Source organism: Phocaeicola barnesiae DSM 18169 = JCM 13652, assembly GCF_000374585.1.
GTDB lineage: Bacteria > Bacteroidota > Bacteroidia > Bacteroidales > Bacteroidaceae > Phocaeicola > Phocaeicola barnesiae.
The window spans coordinates 25,115-44,517 of the sequence record NZ_KB894646.1 but is presented as its reverse complement, the minus strand read 5'-3'; the positions used below and the strand labels follow the sequence as shown (position 1 = coordinate 44,517).

The window sequence follows — 19,403 nt, the reverse complement described above, 5'->3', positions numbered from 1 at the left end:
TAAAGTTACGCAATCTATATTAGAACATGACTCCCACTGAGAAACTCATGACATTCCTCCGGTATTTTAATGAGATGTCCATCTCATTGTACGGAGACTCCGTCTGGGCTTGATTGTATATGACCGATTTCGTCAGATTATGCAACCCTATTTCGTACCGGAAGTCAAAGAATATGTTGGAGACATTGACGGCCAATCCTATTACAGCACTATAATTGAACGGATGAATCTGCTCCAGAATATCCTGTTGGTAGAAACCGGTAAATTCATGTGATGTCTGCTCCTTCCAGGTCCAGGCCACCTGAGGACCGATAAAAAAAGACATCCCGTAGGGTGCGGCATCAACGAATTTATACCCATACAGCAGAGGAATGTTGACTGAAGTGATGGTGTTTTTTATCAAGGCTTCTCCTGGAAGGATACTGGAATTTTCAATATTATTCTGCACCGAAACACTTCCTTTCGAAACATTGTAGGAAAATTCCGGTTGGATGAAGTGATGCTGTTTCAAATTGAAACGTAAGAAAAAGGCACCGAAATAACCGACCTTATAGTTGTTCTGTAAGCCTCTGACCGTTTCGGAACCGATTCTGAACTCATCAGTGAAGAACATGGAAGAATTGAAGCCTCCTTTGACCCCCAGATTGATCTTGCTTTGTGATTTCGACAAGGTCAGCATGGGAGCCGTTGCCTTCTGTGCCAGAAAAGGAACAGGGAACAGGCAACTTATCAGGAATAAGGAGATTCTTCGATTCATTGTCATTTCTTTTTCTTTTCTACAGACCAGCCGAATTTGCCGATTTTCTCGCCCAATTCATAATATCCTCCATGAGCATACACCAACAGGTTGGATTGGCCCAAATCGAATTTTCCGGTAGCGTCGTCCAGGTATCTGGTATCTGCCTTTACATTGACTACATCGGCAATAAACATGTCATGCGAACCCAACGAAACGATTTCTTTCACCCGACATTCGATGCAAAGCGGAGATTCTTCGATGATGGGAGCCTTGACCATGGCGGCTTTACCCGGTGTAAGTCCCATTTCCTGAAACTTGTTGAAGTCTTTTCCGGAACGGACACCGCACCAATCGGTAGCAAAAGCCATATCCTTTGTGGTCAGATTAATGACAAACTCCATGTTTTTCTTCAGGATAGGATAGGAGTGGCGTTCCGGACGTACTGAAATATAACACATAGGCGGGTTGGTACACAAGGTACCTACCCACGCTACGGTAATGATGTTATATTCTTCTTCGCAACTGCCACAACTGACCAATGCAGCCGGGAGTGGATAAATCATGGTTCCAGGTTTCCAGTCCTGCTTCATGCTTACAGAAGTTTGATGTTATCAATCTGCTGCTCTTTTTCGCAATAATGGCATTTCAGCAATCCCTTCTCCTTATCTATTACATGAAACCAGGTCAGCATCGGTTCGTTGTTTGTAATGCATTTCGGATTGTTGCATTTGACGATTCCTTTCAGTTCGTCCGGCAATACGACCTGTTTCTTTTCGACAACCTCGTAGTTGCGGATGATATTCAACCGGATGTTCGGGGCAACGACAGCCAGCCGGCTGATCTCCTCTTCCGAGAAGAAGCGGTCGGCAATCTTTACGATACCTTTTTTACCGAGCTTCTTGCTCTCGAAATTGTTACCGATGGTAATGTTGTTCGTTTCGTGCTGCAAATCCAGCAATGATACGACAGTAAATAGTTTCTCTGAAGGTATATGGTCGATGACAGTGCCGTTCTCTAGAGCGGCCACCTGTAATTCTTTTTTATCACTCATAATATCTATATATTCAGTTAAGCTTTGATTATCGGGCTGTGTCAGCCTTCACTTCGTCCAGTGTAATTCCCAGCACATCGCACAGGATGGCCTGACGGGCATAGAGACCATTCTGGGCCTGCTGGAAATAATAAGCTTTCGGATTATCGTCTACATCATAAGCAATCTCGTTTACGCGGGGCAGCGGGTGCAGGATGCGCAGGTTCGGACGGGTCTTCGCCAGCATCTTATTATGAAGTATGTATACATCTTTTACCCGTTCATACTCCATCAGATCCGTGAAACGTTCCCGTTGTACACGTGTCATATAGAGAATATCAGCGTCGGCAATCGTGTTCTCGTTGAAGTCCGTATGTTCTTCATACCGGATGTGATGCTCTTTGCAGTAGAGCTTGTATTCTTCCGGCATCTTCAGTTCATCAGGAGCGATAAAATGGAAGGTTGGATTGAAGTGACGCATGGCCATCAGCAGCGAATGTACGGTACGGCCATATTTCAAATCGCCCACCAGGTAGATATTCAAGTTTTCCAGCGTACCTTGTGTCTTGTAAATGGAATAGAGGTCCAGCATAGTCTGCGACGGATGCTGGTTGGCACCGTCTCCGGCATTAACAATAGGAACAGGGGCTATTTCACTGGCATATCGTGCGGCACCTTCCAGATAATGTCTCATGACGATGATGTCCGCATAGTTACTTACCATCATAATGGTATCTTTCAGTGTTTCTCCCTTTGAGGAACTGGTTACCTTCGGATCGGTAAAACCGATTACTCTGGCACCTAAACGGTTTGCTGCTGTTTCAAAACTCAGCCTAGTGCGTGTAGACGGCTCAAAAAACAAGGTGGCTACTACCTTTTCAGCCAAGAGACGGCGGTTAGGTTTCTTCTCAAACTCCCTTGCCATTTCCAACAAATAGAGAATCTTTTCTTTGGAATGCTCGGCAATTGTAACTAAACTTCTATTTTCCATATCAAACGGTCTTTTTGAATTAGTTTTTTTATACCGGAGTTCAAAGGTAGATAAAAAAAATAAAAGTTCAATCCTTTTCCGAATATTTAAAATGAACTTTCTTGAAATAGGCTGATAATACAAAGTTTTTCTATACTTTTGTACCGAAATTGGTATTATTTCTTTTTTCATCATGAGAAAAAAATTCATCTATGTATTATGGGGATTGCTAATCCTCACTGTAGCAGCCATTGCAATCATATTTTCAGCCATTGCAAATGGTAAAATAGGTTATGTTCCTCCGGTGGAAGAGTTGGAGAATCCGAATCTGAAATTTGCAACGCAAATCATCTCTGACGACGGACAATTGCTGGGAACATGGTCATTGAGTAAAGAGAATCGAGTATATGTCGGCTATGAGGATTTATCGCCGAATCTGGTAAAGGCACTGATAGCCACAGAGGATGTCCGGTTCAAGGACCATTCCGGTATTGACATACGGGCCTTCTCGCGGGCAGTCGTCAAACGCGGAATCCTGATGCAGAAGCACGCGGGAGGAGGTAGTACCATCACCCAGCAGCTGGCCAAGCAGTTCTATTCTCCCACAGCCGACAACGTCATGGAGCGTCTGCTGCAGAAACCGATCGAATGGGTCATCGCAGTCAAACTGGAACGGTACTATACAAAGGAAGAGATTCTGACCATGTACCTCAATAAATTTGATTTCCTGAACAATGCGGTTGGTATCAAGACGGCTGCCAAGACTTATTTCGGCAAAGACCCGAAAGACCTCTCGGTGGAGGAAGCCGCTACCTTGATAGGTATGTGTAAGAATCCTTCGCTCTATAACCCGCGCCGTTTCAATGAACGCTGCCGTGGAAGAAGAAACGTCGTGCTCGACCAGATGCGGAAAGCCGATTATCTGACAGAGGCCGAATGTGATTCGCTGAAAGCATTGCCGTTGACCCTGAAGTTCCAGCCGGTAGACCACAAAGACGGTCTGGCCACTTACTTCCGGGAATACCTGCGTGGCATCATGACAGCCAAGAAGCCGAACAAGAGCAACTACCGGGGATGGCAGGCTCAGCAATATTACGAAGATTCCATTGCCTGGGAAACAAATCCTCTGTACGGCTGGTGCAACAAGAATACGAAAAAGGACGGCTCACACTACAATGTATATACTGACGGACTGAAAATCTATACGACCATCAATTCGCGTATGCAGCGTTATGCCGAAGAAGCCGTATACGAACACGTCGCCCAATACCTGCAGCCACGTTTCTTCAAAGAGAAGAAAGGGCGTAAGACTGCTCCTTATACCAATCAGCTGTCTGAAGAAGAGGTACAGAAAATTCTGGACCGTTCCATCCATCAGAGCGACCGTTACCGCACCATGAAGGAAGCCGGATATTCGGAAAGCGAAATCATGCAGGCTTTCAATACCAAGCATGAGATGCAGGTCTTCTCGTATGAAGGAGAAAAAGATACCATCATGACTCCGCTGGATTCCATCAAGTATTACAAGCACTTCTTACGTGCCGGATTTATGTCGATGGACCCGATAACCGGATATGTCAAGGCTTATGTAGGGGGGCCTAACTACAATTATTTCCAGTATGACATGGCGATGGTGGGTCGGCGTCAGGTAGGTTCTACCATCAAACCATACTTGTATACATTGGCGATGGAGAATGGTTTTTCTCCATGCGATATGACAAGAAACGTTGAGCAGACACTGTATGATGAAAACGGTAAGGCCTGGTCGCCCCGAAATTCATCACGGTCACATTACGGAGAGATGGTAACCCTGAAATGGGGATTGGCCAATTCGAACAACTGGATTTCCGCTTACCTGATGAGCAAGTTGAGTCCTTACGAACTGAAACGGTTGATTCATTCCTTTGGTGTGCTGAATAAAGATATCCAACCGACTGTTTCCTTGTGTCTGGGTCCTTGTGAAATTTCTGTCGGAGAAATGGTCAGCGCCTATACGGCCTTTGCCAACCGGGGAATCCGTACCGCTCCGTTATTCGTGACACGCATCGAGGATAATGAGGGGAACGTCGTAGCTACCTTCACCCCGAAAATGGATGAGGTCATCAGCGAGTCAAGTGCCTATAAGATGGTGGTTATGCTCCGTGCCGTCATCAATGAAGGAACCGGTAACCGTGTCCGCCGTTTGTATGGCATCACTGCCGATATGGGCGGTAAGACAGGTACTACCAACCGTAACTCTGACGGTTGGTTCATGGGATTCACCCCGTCGCTGGTATCCGGCTGCTGGGTAGGAGGTGAGGAGCGTGACATCCACTTCGATACCATGCGCGACGGACAAGGTGCTTCCATGGCACTTCCGGTCTGGGGACTTTACATGCAGAAGGTATATGCCGACAAGACATTGGGCTACTCTCAGGACGAAAGATTCGACATACCCGATGACTTCGATCCGTGCAAGGATAAACTGACTGAAATAGAAGAACAGAATACCGGTCGTCTGGACGACGATTTCTTCCAATAAAGAGATGCCTGGATAATCAATTCAGTGGGCGCTGCTTCCATACCGGAGGCAGCGCCCACTGCTTTTTAGAAAACGAACGTTCGTTTGATACAAAATGTCTGGATGTTTACATGAAAACGGGCGTTCGTATCAAGTAAAACGAACGCCCGTTTTTGCACTGGTTCCCAATATGCCTTAACAGCTTGTCATAGAGAAGGCTACTGCAGTTGGCTCAAATCTTTTTCTTCGATGTAGCTGAGTCGTTTTTCCAGAATCACCTCGCGGGTTTTATCGGCGTTGTCTGTCCGGAATACCAGGATTCCTTTTCCTCCCAACAGGAATGAATACAGGTAAGAAATACCGATTCCAGCGGCACTGAACTGCTGGATTGCATCGGCAGCACGTCCCGGTGTGTTGTCCAGGGTAATGGCGAATACGTCAGACACACTGGCGGAAATGCCAGCCTCTTTCAACGTATCCAATGCCCGTTGCGGTTCGGAGCAGATGATGCGGTAAATGCCATATTCTACCGTATCAGAGATGGTTGAAGCTATCAACTGAATGTTTGCCTCTTTCAGCAGGTTCAATACTTGAAGTAATGTCCCTGATTTATTTTCTACAAAAACAGATAATTGATGGATTGTCATATCATTCTTAAATTAATGTTTTACGTAAGTCTTTTACACGTACGGCCTTTCCTTCCTGTTTAGGCAGACTTCCCTTAGGTACCAGCTTCACGGTCGGGGTGATGAGAATTTCATCTTTCAACTGTCGGGTTATCTCCTTGGTAAGACGCTGCATGAAGCCGTAGTCATCTATGAATTCGTTCAATTCCACTTCGACAGTCATTTCATCGTTGGCCTCCAGATTAGTCAGCGTAATCAGGTAATCGCTTCCCAACTCTTTAAACTGCATCAGGATATTCTCAATCTGAATCGGGAAGATATTCACTCCCTTCAGAATCATCATATCGTCACTGCGTCCTTTCATGCGGTCCAGACGTTTGTGGTGACGTCCACACGGACATTCGCCGGGTAGGATACGGGTCAGGTCACGGGTACGGTAACGCAATAACGGCATGGCTTCGCGGTTGATGGTAGTCAGAATCAATTCGCCGACTTCTCCTTCAGGTACCGGCTCCAGAGTTTCCGGGTCTACAATCTCTACGATGTAATAATCTTCCCAGATGTGCATGCCGTTCTGTTCCGGACATTCAAAGGCAACGCCCGGTCCACACATCTCTGACATACCGAAAGAATTATAAGCCTTCACGCCCAACATATCCTCGATACGGCGACGCTGCTGGTCCGAATGAGGCTCTGCGCCGATAATGAGGGTCCGCAGTTTGGTATCACGGCGTGGGTCAATACCCATTTCTTCCATCACTTCGTACAGGCGTCCCGCATAACTTGGAATAGCATGCAGAGCAGTAGTACCGAAGTCGGTGATGAACTTAATCTGGCGCTTGGTGTTGCCGGCAGCAGCCGGTACGGTCAGCATACCCAGCCGTTCGGCACCGTATTGGAAGCCCAGTCCACCGGTAAACATGCCGTAACCGGAAGAGTTCTGGAAAATATCACCCGGTCGGAGCCCTACCATATACAGGCAGCGTGCTACCGCATTGGCCCATTCATCCAAATCCTTTTGGGTATGCAGGATAACGGTAGGAGTTCCTGTCGTTCCACTGGAGGAATGCAGGCGTACCACCTGTTCCAAGGGTACGACAGACATACCGAACGGATAATTGTCGCGGAGGTCTTGCTTGGTGGTAAACGGAATTTTCCGGAGGTCTTCCAAGGAACGGATATCTTCAGGCTTCAAGCCGTGTTCTTCGAATCTCTTTTTATAGAAAGGGGCGTTCATACACCGTTGCAGGGTGGTTTTCAAGCGCTCCATCTGTAGTTTCTCGATTTCCGGACGGGTCATGGTTTCCAGTTCCGGATGCAGATACATTGAATTGTTTTTCATGCTCATGTATGATTTATTTGTGTTAACTTCTCAAGTGAATGGCTGCAAATATAAACAATATATCGAGAATTCGATAGTTTTTCTTACATTTTTCATTTGTTCTTGTCTGAATTCTGATAAACGGCTGTCGGAATACCCATTCTTTGTTTATCCGTGGAATCAATATTTGAGGGATAAGCTTGTATAATTGTATCAGATTTCTTATATTAGAGGAATAAACAAAAAGACCGCATTTATGGATACCCCCGTTACACTGGAACACCTGTCACCCGAAATGGTGGAACAGACCTTGGACCGGATTCGTTCTTTCAATGCCGGACGGACAGATGCGCACGGTACCTACGTTATAAGTCTGGCCACTTCCTTCCGGCCGTATTACTCCTTGTGGCGGATTTTCCATGACCGACAGGCTCCGCTGTTCATCCGGACGCTGGCTGTAACCTTCGATGCTGCGGTAGAACGGGCCATTGTGCTGCTACAGAATTGCAATGTTATCCTGGAATATAGGGACAACAGTTTTTTTGAACCGTATTACGGTCAGAGTGATGACATTATTCCGTTCGGGAAGTACCGCGGGAAACGAATGGCGGAAATCTATTACATTGAGCCTTCTTACATTCTTTGGATAGCCAACAAGTTCCAACCGTCGGACCATCGTTATGACCGGTTGGTGGAGTTGGCCAAACTGTTTTCGGTTGTCCATTTCGAGTTGACCGTACAGAAGCGGAAGATAGCTTCTGTAAGCCAGTACGTAGGGAAGCCCGGCGATAAATTGAAGGAACTTTTCGTTACCGTATTGAATGTCCGGTTACAGGTAGACAGTTATAAACCAGATTTTTATGTCGACCAGAATATCCTGGCAGCCGACAGGGACGGGAACCGTTTCACCTTCCTGGTCAAGGCAGCGGCCCAAAGTCTCACCCCTAAAGCATTGAGTTGCCGGAGCCGGAAAATCTCCCAACATGAAACGCTGCATCTCCTTTCGGCCAAGGTCATGTCTCAATATGAAATACACGGTGTGCGTTATACCCGTCTGGGATACGTCAAGCTGGCCAAATAAGCAGGCATTGGCCTATCTGAGGGTAGACAATGCCTGCTTCACATATTCCTTTTCCAAATCATCCGGCTTCAGAATACGATCGTCATAAGCCAACAAGTCGATATCCAACGGGACAACTCCACGTGCTTTCGAGTCCGATGTCCGTCCGTTTCGGCATTCTATCTGCTTGAAACGTCTGACCAGCTCCTCGGAGCTTAACGAAGTATACAAGGATGCAGCACGGTTGAAAAAGGACCCCGACAAATTTGTTCCCCAAGGCTCAGTCTCGATGATGGTTCCCCACCGTATCGGGCCGAACAGCTGGTTTAGGGTCTGTTCCGCATTTTTCAGGTGATGGATTCCGTCTACATTTGAGCCCAAACAAAGGAGGCATTTATGACGTTCGTTCATAATTACTACATTTTGGATGCAAATTTATAAATTTCTTTGTAAATTTGCCCCATATATCAATCAACTAATGAATACCATGAAGTTTATCGGAATTATTCCTGCAAGATATGCCTCAACCCGTTTTCCCGCTAAACCGTTAGCGATATTGGGAGGCAAACCCGTTATCCAGCGGGTATACGAACAGGTTGCCGGTGTACTGGATGATGCCTATGTGGCCACCGACGACGAACGTATAGAATCAGTAGTCAAATCTTTCGGCGGAAAAGTAGTGATGACCTCTGTCCACCACAAAAGCGGAACCGACCGTTGCTATGAAGCCTATCAGAAAGTCGGGGAGGGCTATGATGTGATCGTAAATATCCAAGGGGATGAACCTTTTATCCAGCGCTCCCAACTGGAAGCCATCAAATCCTGTTTCGAGGATGAAACGACTCAGATAGCCACTCTGGTCAAACCGTTTACCGTTGAAGATGGATTCGATGCCCTGGAAAATGTCAATTCTCCGAAGGTCGTTGTCAACAAACAAATGCAGGCCATGTATTTCAGCCGTTCCATCATTCCTTATCAACGGAACAAGGAGAAAAAGGACTGGCTGGCAAATCATACCTATTACAAGCATATCGGCCTGTATGCATACCGAGCATCTGTATTGCAGGAAATTACAGCTTTGCCTCAGTCTACGCTGGAGCTGGCCGAATCACTGGAGCAGTTGCGCTGGCTGGAAAACGGCTATACCATCAAGGTAGGGGTGTGTGATGTGGAAACTATCGGTATCGATACACGGGAAGATTTGGAACGTGCCGAAGCATTTTTGAAGAATCATAAAGAAATGAAATGATGGAGTTGGACAGAACGATAGCTCCGGAAATCCAGCAGATCAGCCATTTCTCTATCATGCAACCGGAAAGGTTGATTCTGACCAATGGCATGCCGCTGAACATCCTTCGGGCAGGCAGTGAAGAAGTCGTACGCTTCGACCTGCTGGTAAAAGGCGGGCAACTCCATCAGACCCAACCCTTACAGGCAGTCCTGACCAACCGCATGCTCCGAGAAGGTACACGGTCGTTCACTTCTACCGAAATCGCTGAACGTTTGGATTACTACGGGGCATGGCTGGATTTGTCTTCTTCCGTAAGCCACGGTTATATCAGCCTGTATTCACTCAACAAATACTTTCCTCAGACACTCCGCATCCTGGCTTCGATGGTTCAGGAAGCAGTGTTTCCGGAAAAAGAGCTCAACACCGTTCTGGAAGCCAATAAGCATCAGTTTTTGGTAAACAATGAACGGGTAGATGTCTTGGCGCGCAAGCAGCTGAACCGTTCGCTGTTCGGTCCCGGACATCCGTTGGGAAGATATGCCGTATTCGAGGATTATGACAAAATTACTTCCGAAGTACTCCGGCAATTCCACGAGACACATTACCACTCCGGGAACTGTTCGGCATGCATCTCCGGAAATGTTACACCCGAAATTATCCGTGCCATCGAAGAAAACTTCGGCAACGGACATTGGGGAAAAGGGACTGTCATTTCGCAGGCACCTTGCTACTCTCCTGAACCGGAATCCCAGAAACGGGTGTTTATCGAAAAAGGAAATGCCATGCAGAGTTCCATCAAGATAGGAGGGTTTACCCTGGGGAAGAGACATCCGGATGCCTTGAAATACAAGGTCCTGGTGACGCTTTTCGGTGGCTATTTCGGTAGCCGTCTGATGTCGAATATCCGCGAAGAAAAGGGATACACCTACGGTATTGGTGCCGGAATCGTTTCTTATCCGGGAAATGGCATTCTGATAATCAGTACGGAGGCCGGCAATGAATACATTGAGCCGGTCATTACGGAAGTATACCATGAAATGGACAGACTTTGTGAAGAAAAAGTGAGTCAGCAGGAACTGACGATGGTGAAGAACTACATATTGGGCGACATGTGCCGCTCCTACGAGAGTGCTTTTTCATTGGCAGATGCCTGGATATATATCGAAAGCGAAGGGCTGGACAATGACTTCTATACCCGCTCTGTAGATGCAGTCAAAGCGGTCACTCCCGACGAGCTTCTGGAGCTGGCACAAAAGTATTTCTGCAAAGAAAACTTAATAGAAGTGGTGGCAGGTAAAAAAGTATGAACCGATGAATGATTAATCTTTGAAATGATTTATTTTTGGGCACTCAAAGTTCAAAATAGTTTAGGAAACGATGAATAAATGTGCATATATGATGGCAGTGGCATGTCTGGTACTAGGGAGTACTTCTGTTTCTGCCCAATTATCTTTAGGCTATTACAAATTTAAGGACGGGTCTGAGTATACCGGTGAACTGAAAGGGAAAAAACCTCACGGCAAAGGCCGGACGGTATTCAGAAACGGCGATGTTTACGAAGGCGAATACGTAAAAGGAAAACGTGAAGGTGAGGGCACCTATACTTTCAGTGACGGAGAACGTTACGTGGGTGAGTGGTTCGAGGACCAGCAGCACGGTAAAGGTACGTATTACTTCATGAACAACAACCGATACGAGGGGACCTGGTACACGGATTTTCAGGAAGGAAAAGGAACCATGTATTATTATAACGGTGACCTTTACGTAGGAGACTGGCATCAGGACAAGCGTAACGGAAACGGTACCTATACCTGGAAAGGTGGAGCAACCTATCAGGGAGAATGGAAGAACGACCTGAAAGACGGTGAAGGAACCATGACCTGGGAAGACGGCTCGAAATATGAAGGCCAATGGAAAAACGGTGCCCGCCAAGGAAAAGGTACTTTCTATTATACAAACGGAGATAAATATGTAGGCGATTGGGCCAATGATGTCCAACAAGGGAAAGGCGTCTATTATTTCCAGAACGGTGAACGCTATGAAGGAGATTATGTAGACGGTGAACGAACCGGACAGGGAGTCTACCTTTATCCGAACGGCGACAAATATGTCGGCCAGTTCAGTAAAGGTTGGCAGGATGGTACCGGTACCTTTACGTGGGCAAGCGGTGCCGTCTACGAAGGAAGTTGGGTAAGAAACCAGCGTTCCGGAAGAGGAAAATATAAATGGGCCAACGGTGATGAATACGAAGGCCAGTGGAAAAATGACACTGCAGAAGGAGAGGGAGTTCTACGTACAGTAGACGGCTCTGTCTATACGGGAAACTTCCTGAACGGAAAAGAAGATGGGAAAGGTACCATTATCAACAAGGACGGTGTCCGCTTTGAAGGCTTCTTCAAACAGGGCAAGAAAGACGGTCCTTTCGTAGAAACAGACGCCAATGGAAAAGTTATCCGTAAGGGAACTTACCGTTATGGACGTTTATTAGAAGAAAAATAACATGGATTTAGCTGCTTTAACCGAGAAAGTTCGGGAACTTGCTGTAGAAACAGGAGCGTTTATCCGGGAAGAACGGAAAAAGTTCAACCGTACAAGTGTTGAAAAAAAGCATGCCCACGACTACGTTTCGTACGTGGACAAGGAATCTGAACGGCGTATCGTTTCACGGCTGAAAGACTTGCTTCCGGAAGCGGGATTCATTGCCGAAGAGGGTAGTGGAAGTCTGAATGACGAAACCTACTGCTGGCTGGTTGACCCACTGGACGGAACAACCAATTTTATCCACGACAATGCTCCTTATTGCGTCAGTATCGCTTTACGGAACCGGGAAGAATACCTGATAGGGGTAGTCTATGAAATCTGCAGAAATGAATGTTTCTGGACCTACAAAGGTGCTCCGTCATTCCTGAATGGAAATGAAATCCATGTTTCATCGGTTGCTGACCCGGACGATGCTTTTCTGGCCTTGGGATTCCCCTACAATGTATATGATTATAAACCGACAGCCGTAAAACTGGTGGACCGCTGTTACGGACAAGTGGCTGGCTTACGCCTGTTGGGCGCTGCAGCTGCCGAGATGTGCTATGTGGCTGCCGGGAGATTCGAAGCACGTATTGAAGCCTATCTGGGCCCTTGGGACATCGCTGCCGGCTCTCTTATTGTACAGAATGCAGGAGGTAAGGTTACCGACTTTAAAGGGGGAGATACGTATGTTTCCGGTCATCAGGTACTCGCCTCCAACGGGAAAATCCATGATTATTTGTTGGAAATTATTGATAAGCAATAAAAAGCGTCCATTTTATTCGGTACATACAAATTTATTTCGTATGTTTGTGTGTCTAAAGTGGATAACAGTATGAATATACCGGGGATATTGGAATTCTTGAAACTGCTGGCGGCAAACAATAACCGTGAGTGGTTTCAGGCTCATAAAGCCGACTACCTGCGGGTACAAGCCGATTTCGAGGAACTTCTTTCGGCCGTTATTGCCCGAATCTCAGAATTCGACAAGTCCGTTTCACACGTGCAACCTCAGGATTGTACGTATCGGATTTATCGTGACACGCGGTTTTCTGCCGACAAATCACCTTACAAGAATCATTTGGGAGGGTACATCAATGCACGTGGTAAGAAATCCAACCACTGCGGCTATTACCTGCATCTGGAACCCGGTAACTGCATGCTGGCAGGAGGAAGCTGGTGTATGCCTGCTCCGATGCTGAAAGCTGTACGGCAGGCTGTTCTTGACAATATAGATGAGTATAAGAGTATTGTTGACGATACGGCTTTCAAGCAATTCTTTCCTGTCGTAGGAATGGAAAGTCTGAAAACAGCTCCGAAAGGCTTTCCGAAAGACTCTCCTTATATCGATTATGTAAAGCCGAAAGACTTTACGGTATCTTATAACATTCCTGATTCTTTTTATCAAAATCCTTTGTATCTGGACCGTATAGGTGAGGTTTTCCGGCAATTGAAACGCTTTGCCGACTTTACTAACTATACCATCGACGAAATGGAATAATCCATAAACGCCAACAGATGAAGGTATTTTTGATAGCAAGTAATTTCTAGAGAACAATCTTTATAAAACATGTATAACTATCTAAAAAACAATTACTAATACTATGGTTGAGACGTTGAACATCATCAAGAACGATCCATGGCTGGAACCCTATTCCGATGCCATCGTAGGCAGACATCAACATGCAATTGCCAAAGAACAGGAACTGGCAGGTAAAAAGACTTTATCTGATTTTGCTTCCGGCTATCTTTATTTCGGTCTGCACAAGGAAGACAAAGGGTGGGTTTTCCGTGAATGGGCTCCTAACGCTACAGCTATTTACCTGATAGGTGACTTCAACAACTGGCAGGAAGATCCGAAGTTCAAAATGAAACGGATACGCAAATCCGGAAACTGGGAAATCTGCCTTCCGGAAAAGGCCATGAAACACGGTGATCTGTATAAGTTGAAAGTTTATTGGGAAGGCGGATGCGGAGAACGTATTCCGGCATGGGCAACTCGCGTCGTACAGGATGATCAGACTAAGATTTTCAGTGCTCAGGTGTGGAACCCTGACAAACCTTATAAGTTTAAGAAGAAAGTTTTTGTTCCGAATGTAGGCCCGCTGATGATTTATGAATGCCATGTAGGTATGTCGCAGGATGCTGAAAAAGTAGGTACCTATAATGAATTCCGTGAGAACGTGTTGCCGCGTGTAGCAGCCGATGGGTATAACTGTATCCAGATTATGGCCATTCAGGAACATCCCTATTACGGTAGTTTCGGTTATCACGTATCCAGCTTCTTCGCTCCGTCTTCACGCTTCGGAACACCGGACGAACTGAAACAATTGATTGACACCGCTCATCAGATGGGTATCGCAGTCATCATGGATATCGTTCATTCACATGCTGTAAAGAACGAAGTGGAAGGTTTGGGCAATTTCGCCGGTGACCCTTCACAGTATTTCTATCCGGGTGACCGCCGGGAACATCCGGCATGGGATTCACTCTGCTTCGACTATGGCAAGAATGAAGTACTTCATTTCCTGTTGTCCAACTGCAAGTATTGGTTGGATGAATTCCATTTCGACGGATTCCGCTTCGACGGTGTAACCTCAATGCTGTATTACAGCCACGGATTGGGTGAAGCTTTCTGTAATTATAACGATTATTTCAATGGTCATCAGGACGATAACGCTATCTGTTACCTGACATTGGCCAACCGTCTGATTCATCAGGTAAACCCGAGAGCAATCACCATTGCTGAAGAAGTATCCGGTATGCCGGGTCTGGCTGCCCCGTTCAACGACGGAGGTTATGGCTTTGATTACCGTATGGCCATGAATATTCCAGACTACTGGATCAAGATTATCAAGGAACGCAAGGATGAAGACTGGAAACCGTCCAGCCTCTTCTGGGAAGTGACTAACCGTCGCAAAGATGAAAAGACCATCTCGTATTGCGAGAGCCACGACCAGGCGTTGGTGGGTGATAAGACCATCATCTTCCGCCTGATTGATGCGGATATGTACTGGCACTTCAAGAAAGGGGATGAGAACTTCACCGTACAGCGTGGTATCGCCCTTCATAAGATGATTCGTCTGTTGACAGCCTCTACCATCAACGGTGGTTACCTGAACTTCATGGGTAACGAGTTCGGTCATCCGGAATGGATCGATTTCCCGCGTGAAGGTAACGGATGGTCTTACAAATATGCCCGTCGCCAATGGAATCTGGTAGACAATCACGAATTGTGTTACCACTATTTGGGCGATTTCGATAAGGAAATGATTCACTTGTTGGAAGGTGTAAAGAATATCCAAAAGACAGACGTGGTAGAAATCTGGCACAATGACGGTGATCAGGTATTGGCATACCGTAGAAAAGACCTGGTATTTGTCTTCAATTTCAGTCCTACCCGTTCATTTACCGATTATGGATTCCTGGTACCGAAGGGAGCTTATGATGTCGTCTTGAATACAGACAATCCGGCCTTCGGAGGCTTCGGATTCTCTGACGATTCTATCCGCCATTTCACCTGTGCCGACCCATTGTATGCAAAGGACAAGAAAGAATGGCTGAAGCTGTACATCCCTGCACGTTCTGCAGTGGTACTAAAAAGAGTGAAAGCTTAATTTATGAATGATTACGCAAGTACAATCTATAAGAAGACCGCACGCTGGACAATAGTGGGGTGCGGTCTCCTTTTTTCTATATTCAGTTTTGTATTTCTTTATGTGTTTCAGCGGGATGTCCTCGAGGCGCTTCATTATTCGCTGGCACATGGTAAAACCGTTTTTGCCCCACTAGGCAGTGCAATCGTCATTACACTGGTATTGATTCTATTGCGTTGGGGGGTAAACAGCCTGTTAGGACTGAAGGGGAATATTCGTTCCCTTTCTTATTTCCCTTCTTTTCTGGTATTGTGTGCTTTGACAGGAATTGGGAGGGATGTATACTTATCTGACTATCACAGCTACTGGACATGGCTGATGCCATTATTGTTGGTACTGTTTGCAGCTGTCGGTTTCTGGTTGCGTCATCTTTTCCGAAACAAGTTGAATGAGGAAGGCTCAGTCTTTTCCCTGGTGTTTTGGAATGTCTTTATTTTGTTGGCCATGTGTTTCATGACGGTCTCTATAAGTAATACCGACCGTACATTTCACCATGAACTGCAAATGGAACGGGCGCTCAGACACAAGGATTACAACGAGGCATTGAAAGTGGGCAGGCATTCAATGGAGGCCAGCCGGACATTGACAGCGTTGCGTGCAATTGCTTTGACCCGTACCAACCAGCTTGGAGACAAACTCTTTGAATATCCGCAATATTATGGTTCCGACGGGTTGTTTTTTGCCAATGACTCGACAACCCAGTTGCGTTATACCAATGATTCCATCTATTACCTGTTGGGGGTAAGACCATACGCTGGAGAATCACGGATGGAATTCCTTTACAACATCTGCCAAAAAGAGACAGGTCGGTTTACGGCTCTCCATTATTATTTGGCAGCCTTGTTGCTGGACAAGAACCTGAAAGATTTTGCTAAAGAAATCTCAGACGTTTACGAAGTGGAAGATACATTACCCAGATATTATCGGGAAGCAATGCTTCTCTATCAACAGGAAATTAAAGATACTACTTCTTTATGGAAAGCTTCAGACAGTGTGATGATTCATCGTTACAAAGCATTTCAGGAGCTTCACCGAGGCGGACAGTCTGACGTTCCCGAGATAAACCACATCCGGAAAGACTTCGATGATACTTACTGGTGGTATTTCTATTACCAGAAATGAGAAGTCAACGTACTTTTTCTGCATTCTAGTAGGCTATAAAAGGCTTTTTTACTAATTTTGCACGTCAAAAACTGAAAAGAAGAAAACAAAAACAAACATACTTATGGCAAAAGAATTAAAAGATCTTACCAAAAGAAGTGAGAATTACTCACAGTGGTACAATGATTTGGTGGTAAAAGCAGACTTGGCTGAACAGTCAGCGGTTCGTGGCTGTATGGTTATCAAGCCTTACGGTTATGCCATCTGGGAAAAAATGCAACGTCAGTTGGACGATATGTTCAAAGCTACAGGACATGTGAATGCTTATTTCCCGTTGCTGATTCCTAAATCATACCTGAGCCGTGAAGCCGAGCACGTAGAAGGTTTCGCTAAAGAATGTGCTGTAGTGACTCACTACCGTTTGAAGAATGCAGAAGACGGTTCAGGCGTTATCGTTGACCCTGCAGCCAAACTGGAAGAAGAACTGATTATCCGTCCGACCTCAGAAACCATTATCTGGAGTACCTATAAGAATTGGATCAATTCTTACCGTGACCTGCCTATCCTGTGTAATCAGTGGGCAAATGTGATGCGTTGGGAAATGCGTACCCGCCTGTTCCTGCGTACAGCAGAATTCCTGTGGCAGGAAGGTCATACAGCTCACGCTACACGTGAAGAGGCTGAAGCTGAAGCACAGAAGATGTTGCACGTGTATGGTGAATTCGCAGAGAAATACATGGCTGTTCCGGTTATCAAGGGTGTGAAATCAGCTAACGAACGTTTCGCCGGAGCTTTGGATACTTACACCATTGAAGGATTGATGCAGGATGGCAAGGCCCTTCAGTGTGGTACATCTCACTTCCTGGGACAGAACTTTGCCAAGGCATTCAACGTACAGTTTGTTGACAAGAACAATAAACTTGATTATGTATGGGCTACTTCATGGGGCGTTTCTACCCGCTTGATGGGTGCCTTGATTATGACACACTCTGACGATAACGGTCTGGTTCTTCCGCCGCATTTGGCCCCGATCCAGGTTGTAATCGTTCCTATCTATAAGAATGACGAACAGCTGAAACAGATTGATGCTAAAGTGGAAGGTATTGCTGCTAAACTGCGTGAAATGGGTATCTCTGTGAAATACGATAATGCAGATAACAAACGTCCGGGCTTCAAGTTCGCCGATTATGAATTGAAGGGAGTACCTGTACGTCTGGTAATGGGTGGCCGTGACTTGGAAAACAATACCATGGAAATCATGCGTCGTGATACGTTGGAAAAAGAAACACGTAGTTGCGAAGGTCTTGAAGAATATGTAAAGAACCTGTTGGAAGATATCCAGAACAATATCTACCAGAAAGCATTGAAATTCCGTAACGAACACATCGTGAAGGTAGATACTTACGATGAATTCAAAGAACAGATTGAAAAGGGTGGCTTTATCCTGGCTCACTGGGACGGAACCCCGGAGACAGAAGATCGTATCAAGGAAGAAACAAAGGCAACTATCCGCTGTCTGCCATTCGAAGCTGACGAAGAGAGCCTGACTCCGGGTGTCGATATGGTTACTGGTAAACCATCTGCTCGCCGTGTCTTGTTTGCACGTGCTTATTAACAGTCTATAGATACGTATACGTATATAATAAAAGGTGTGTCAGAAACGGCACACCTTTATTGTTTCCAGCCACTCAGCCGATTCTAAAACTTCTCTACGATATAGACTCCTCCGATAATCAGTCCGGCCCCCAACAATGCAGTCGGTGTAATCGGCTCCGAAAGAAATAGGTGTGAAGCCCATACGGCGACCAACGGATTAATATATAGATAATTGGAAGCCCTGGAAGCTCCGATGATTCGTACACAAGCATTCCATGAGAGATAACAAAGCATGGAAGCAACAATACCTAGAAAAAGCAGGTTCCCATAAACAAGCGGATAGCATAACCGTTCCAGGTGGAATGAGGAGGGAGCAAACGGCAGGTATAGAATCATGGTAATCAGGCCGTAAAAGAAAACTTTCCGGGTAATGAATAGGGTAGAGTACTTGTTTCCCATCTGACGGAGTATCAAGCTATAGAAAGCCCAGGAAAGAGCGGCAAGCAGTGTAAGGCAATCTCCGAGAGGATTCAATTTAAGAAAGACACTTCCATTGAAAACGACTAAAGTAACCCCGGATAAAGCGACCAATGAACCGGCTATAAAACCTTTCCGTAACTTTTCCTTAAAAAAGAAGCTGGAAAGTAGAACGGTTAGTACAGGTGTTGTGCAGACTATCAGCGATACATTGGAAGCCATGGTAATCTCCAGTGCAGAATTCTCTGAAATGAAATACAATGACCCTCCAGTCAGTCCTGCCAACAGGAAGAGTCCTTCATCACGCCAAGTGTTTGCCATCAGTTTCTGATGACAGAAAGCCAATAGACATAAATAGGCCAATGAAAAACGGTAGGTGAAAATTTCTACAGGAGTCAGACCCTGATTAATCAAAGTCTTTGTTGCAATGAACGTTGACCCCCAGATGCAAACCGTCAGAACAGCTATCAAATGGAACCATGTTTCTTTGTTCCTTAAACTCAATTGCATAAAACTATCATTAAAAATCCATGCAAAGATAGATGGCTGTTTCTAAAATTATTCGTATCTTTGCAT

At 45.8% G+C, this 19,403-nt stretch carries 18 protein-coding genes; 10 read left to right on the top strand and 8 right to left on the bottom strand.

Annotated elements, in window-relative coordinates:
- Window positions 1–19 precede the first annotated feature (19 nt).
- From C510_RS16125 to pyrB, 4 genes are read right to left on the bottom strand one after another with little or no spacing between them, the layout of a single operon-like run.
- Entirely contained in the window at window positions 20–763 is a 744-nt protein-coding gene (locus C510_RS16125; protein WP_018710287.1) for a porin family protein, read from the bottom strand.
- On the bottom strand, window positions 760–1,329 hold the full coding sequence (locus C510_RS0105250) for a flavin reductase family protein (protein ID WP_018710286.1): 570 nt from the start codon (window positions 1,327–1,329) through the stop codon (window positions 760–762). The genes C510_RS16125 and C510_RS0105250 overlap by 4 nt, the downstream gene beginning before the upstream one ends.
- Before the next feature lie 2 nt (window positions 1,330–1,331).
- Window positions 1,332–1,790, bottom strand: a complete 459-nt coding sequence (gene pyrI, locus C510_RS0105245) for an aspartate carbamoyltransferase regulatory subunit (protein WP_018710285.1) — start codon at window positions 1,788–1,790, stop codon at window positions 1,332–1,334.
- Between the two features lie 28 nt (window positions 1,791–1,818).
- On the bottom strand, window positions 1,819–2,760 hold the full coding sequence (pyrB, locus tag C510_RS0105240; RefSeq protein ID WP_018710284.1) for an aspartate carbamoyltransferase: 942 nt from the start codon (window positions 2,758–2,760) through the stop codon (window positions 1,819–1,821).
- Window positions 2,761–2,932: 172 nt separating this feature from the next.
- On the opposite strand from pyrB, the gene C510_RS0105235 reads away from it, so the two are divergent.
- A complete protein-coding gene (locus tag C510_RS0105235; protein ID WP_025892267.1) occupies window positions 2,933–5,260 on the top strand; it encodes a transglycosylase domain-containing protein in 2,328 nt (775 codons plus the stop codon).
- 197 nt (window positions 5,261–5,457) lie between these two features.
- On the opposite strand, the gene C510_RS0105230 is transcribed toward C510_RS0105235, so the two are convergent.
- Both C510_RS0105230 and C510_RS0105225 read right to left on the bottom strand, forming a co-directional pair.
- Window positions 5,458–5,886, bottom strand: a complete 429-nt coding sequence (locus C510_RS0105230; RefSeq protein ID WP_025892268.1) for an amino acid-binding protein — start codon at window positions 5,884–5,886, stop codon at window positions 5,458–5,460.
- 7 nt (window positions 5,887–5,893) lie between these two features.
- Window positions 5,894–7,192, bottom strand: coding sequence for a phenylacetate--CoA ligase family protein (locus C510_RS0105225; protein ID WP_018710281.1), 1,299 nt, complete (start codon window positions 7,190–7,192; stop codon window positions 5,894–5,896).
- Between the two features lie 250 nt (window positions 7,193–7,442).
- Here C510_RS0105225 and C510_RS0105220 point away from each other — a divergent pair, with 250 nt between their 5' ends.
- Window positions 7,443–8,267, top strand: a complete 825-nt coding sequence (locus C510_RS0105220) for an exodeoxyribonuclease X C-terminal domain-containing protein (RefSeq protein ID WP_018710280.1) — start codon at window positions 7,443–7,445, stop codon at window positions 8,265–8,267.
- Window positions 8,268–8,279: 12 nt separating this feature from the next.
- Here C510_RS0105220 and folK read toward each other — a convergent pair whose 3' ends face one another.
- Window positions 8,280–8,657, bottom strand: coding sequence for a 2-amino-4-hydroxy-6-hydroxymethyldihydropteridine diphosphokinase (gene folK / locus C510_RS0105215; protein ID WP_018710279.1), 378 nt, complete (start codon window positions 8,655–8,657; stop codon window positions 8,280–8,282).
- A 76-nt stretch (window positions 8,658–8,733) separates the two neighbouring features.
- Between folK and kdsB the strand changes: the two genes are divergently transcribed.
- The 8 genes from kdsB (at window position 8,734) to proS (ending at window position 18,369) form a co-directional block, all read left to right on the top strand.
- Window positions 8,734–9,495 (top strand): 3-deoxy-manno-octulosonate cytidylyltransferase, encoded by a 762-nt coding sequence (gene kdsB / locus C510_RS0105210; protein ID WP_018710278.1) that lies wholly within the window; start codon window positions 8,734–8,736, stop codon window positions 9,493–9,495.
- Window positions 9,492–10,784, top strand: a complete 1,293-nt coding sequence (locus C510_RS0105205; protein WP_018710277.1) for a M16 family metallopeptidase — start codon at window positions 9,492–9,494, stop codon at window positions 10,782–10,784. Before kdsB ends, C510_RS0105205 begins: the two co-directional genes overlap by 4 nt.
- 88 nt (window positions 10,785–10,872) lie before the next feature.
- Complete coding sequence (locus C510_RS0105200; RefSeq protein WP_018710276.1) at window positions 10,873–11,976, top strand: MORN repeat-containing protein; 1,104 nt, start codon at window positions 10,873–10,875, stop codon at window positions 11,974–11,976.
- A 1-nt stretch (window position 11,977) separates the two neighbouring features.
- Entirely contained in the window at window positions 11,978–12,763 is a 786-nt protein-coding gene (locus tag C510_RS0105195) for an inositol monophosphatase family protein (RefSeq protein ID WP_018710275.1), read from the top strand.
- A 69-nt stretch (window positions 12,764–12,832) separates the two neighbouring features.
- Window positions 12,833–13,498 carry a DUF2461 domain-containing protein gene (locus tag C510_RS0105190; RefSeq protein WP_018710274.1) on the top strand — a complete coding sequence of 222 codons (666 nt, stop codon included), beginning with the start codon at window positions 12,833–12,835 and terminating at the stop codon, window positions 13,496–13,498.
- 103 nt (window positions 13,499–13,601) lie between these two features.
- Complete coding sequence (locus C510_RS0105185) at window positions 13,602–15,614, top strand: alpha amylase C-terminal domain-containing protein (protein ID WP_018710273.1); 2,013 nt, start codon at window positions 13,602–13,604, stop codon at window positions 15,612–15,614.
- 3 nt (window positions 15,615–15,617) lie between these two features.
- Window positions 15,618–16,775 carry a DUF6057 family protein gene (locus tag C510_RS0105180; protein ID WP_018710272.1) on the top strand — a complete coding sequence of 386 codons (1,158 nt, stop codon included), beginning with the start codon at window positions 15,618–15,620 and terminating at the stop codon, window positions 16,773–16,775.
- 103 nt (window positions 16,776–16,878) lie between these two features.
- Window positions 16,879–18,369, top strand: coding sequence for a proline--tRNA ligase (proS, locus tag C510_RS0105175; RefSeq protein WP_018710271.1), 1,491 nt, complete (start codon window positions 16,879–16,881; stop codon window positions 18,367–18,369).
- 83 nt (window positions 18,370–18,452) lie between these two features.
- Here the strand turns inward: proS and C510_RS0105170 are convergent, their stop codons facing one another.
- Entirely contained in the window at window positions 18,453–19,337 is an 885-nt protein-coding gene (locus C510_RS0105170) for a DMT family transporter (protein WP_022340230.1), read from the bottom strand.
- Window positions 19,338–19,403 lie beyond the last annotated feature (66 nt).

Bases quoted from the DNA above. Each gene is read 5' to 3' on its own strand.
- C510_RS16125 (WP_018710287.1), bottom strand. From the start codon at position 763: ATGACAATGAATCGAAGAATCTCCTTATTCCTGATAAGTTGCCTGTTC.
- C510_RS0105250 (WP_018710286.1), bottom strand. From the start codon at position 1,329: ATGAAGCAGGACTGGAAACCTGGAACCATGATTTATCCACTCCCGGCT.
- pyrI (WP_018710285.1), bottom strand. From the start codon at position 1,790: ATGAGTGATAAAAAAGAATTACAGGTGGCCGCTCTAGAGAACGGCACT.
- pyrB (WP_018710284.1), bottom strand. From the start codon at position 2,760: ATGGAAAATAGAAGTTTAGTTACAATTGCCGAGCATTCCAAAGAAAAG.
- C510_RS0105235 (WP_025892267.1), top strand. From the start codon at position 2,933: ATGAGAAAAAAATTCATCTATGTATTATGGGGATTGCTAATCCTCACT.
- C510_RS0105230 (WP_025892268.1), bottom strand. From the start codon at position 5,886: ATGACAATCCATCAATTATCTGTTTTTGTAGAAAATAAATCAGGGACA.
- C510_RS0105225 (WP_018710281.1), bottom strand. From the start codon at position 7,192: ATGTATCTGCATCCGGAACTGGAAACCATGACCCGTCCGGAAATCGAG.
- C510_RS0105220 (WP_018710280.1), top strand. From the start codon at position 7,443: ATGGATACCCCCGTTACACTGGAACACCTGTCACCCGAAATGGTGGAA.
- folK (WP_018710279.1), bottom strand. From the start codon at position 8,657: ATGAACGAACGTCATAAATGCCTCCTTTGTTTGGGCTCAAATGTAGAC.
- kdsB (WP_018710278.1), top strand. From the start codon at position 8,734: ATGAAGTTTATCGGAATTATTCCTGCAAGATATGCCTCAACCCGTTTT.
- C510_RS0105205 (WP_018710277.1), top strand. From the start codon at position 9,492: ATGATGGAGTTGGACAGAACGATAGCTCCGGAAATCCAGCAGATCAGC.
- C510_RS0105200 (WP_018710276.1), top strand. From the start codon at position 10,873: ATGATGGCAGTGGCATGTCTGGTACTAGGGAGTACTTCTGTTTCTGCC.
- C510_RS0105195 (WP_018710275.1), top strand. From the start codon at position 11,978: ATGGATTTAGCTGCTTTAACCGAGAAAGTTCGGGAACTTGCTGTAGAA.
- C510_RS0105190 (WP_018710274.1), top strand. From the start codon at position 12,833: ATGAATATACCGGGGATATTGGAATTCTTGAAACTGCTGGCGGCAAAC.
- C510_RS0105185 (WP_018710273.1), top strand. From the start codon at position 13,602: ATGGTTGAGACGTTGAACATCATCAAGAACGATCCATGGCTGGAACCC.
- C510_RS0105180 (WP_018710272.1), top strand. From the start codon at position 15,618: ATGAATGATTACGCAAGTACAATCTATAAGAAGACCGCACGCTGGACA.
- proS (WP_018710271.1), top strand. From the start codon at position 16,879: ATGGCAAAAGAATTAAAAGATCTTACCAAAAGAAGTGAGAATTACTCA.
- C510_RS0105170 (WP_022340230.1), bottom strand. From the start codon at position 19,337: ATGCAATTGAGTTTAAGGAACAAAGAAACATGGTTCCATTTGATAGCT.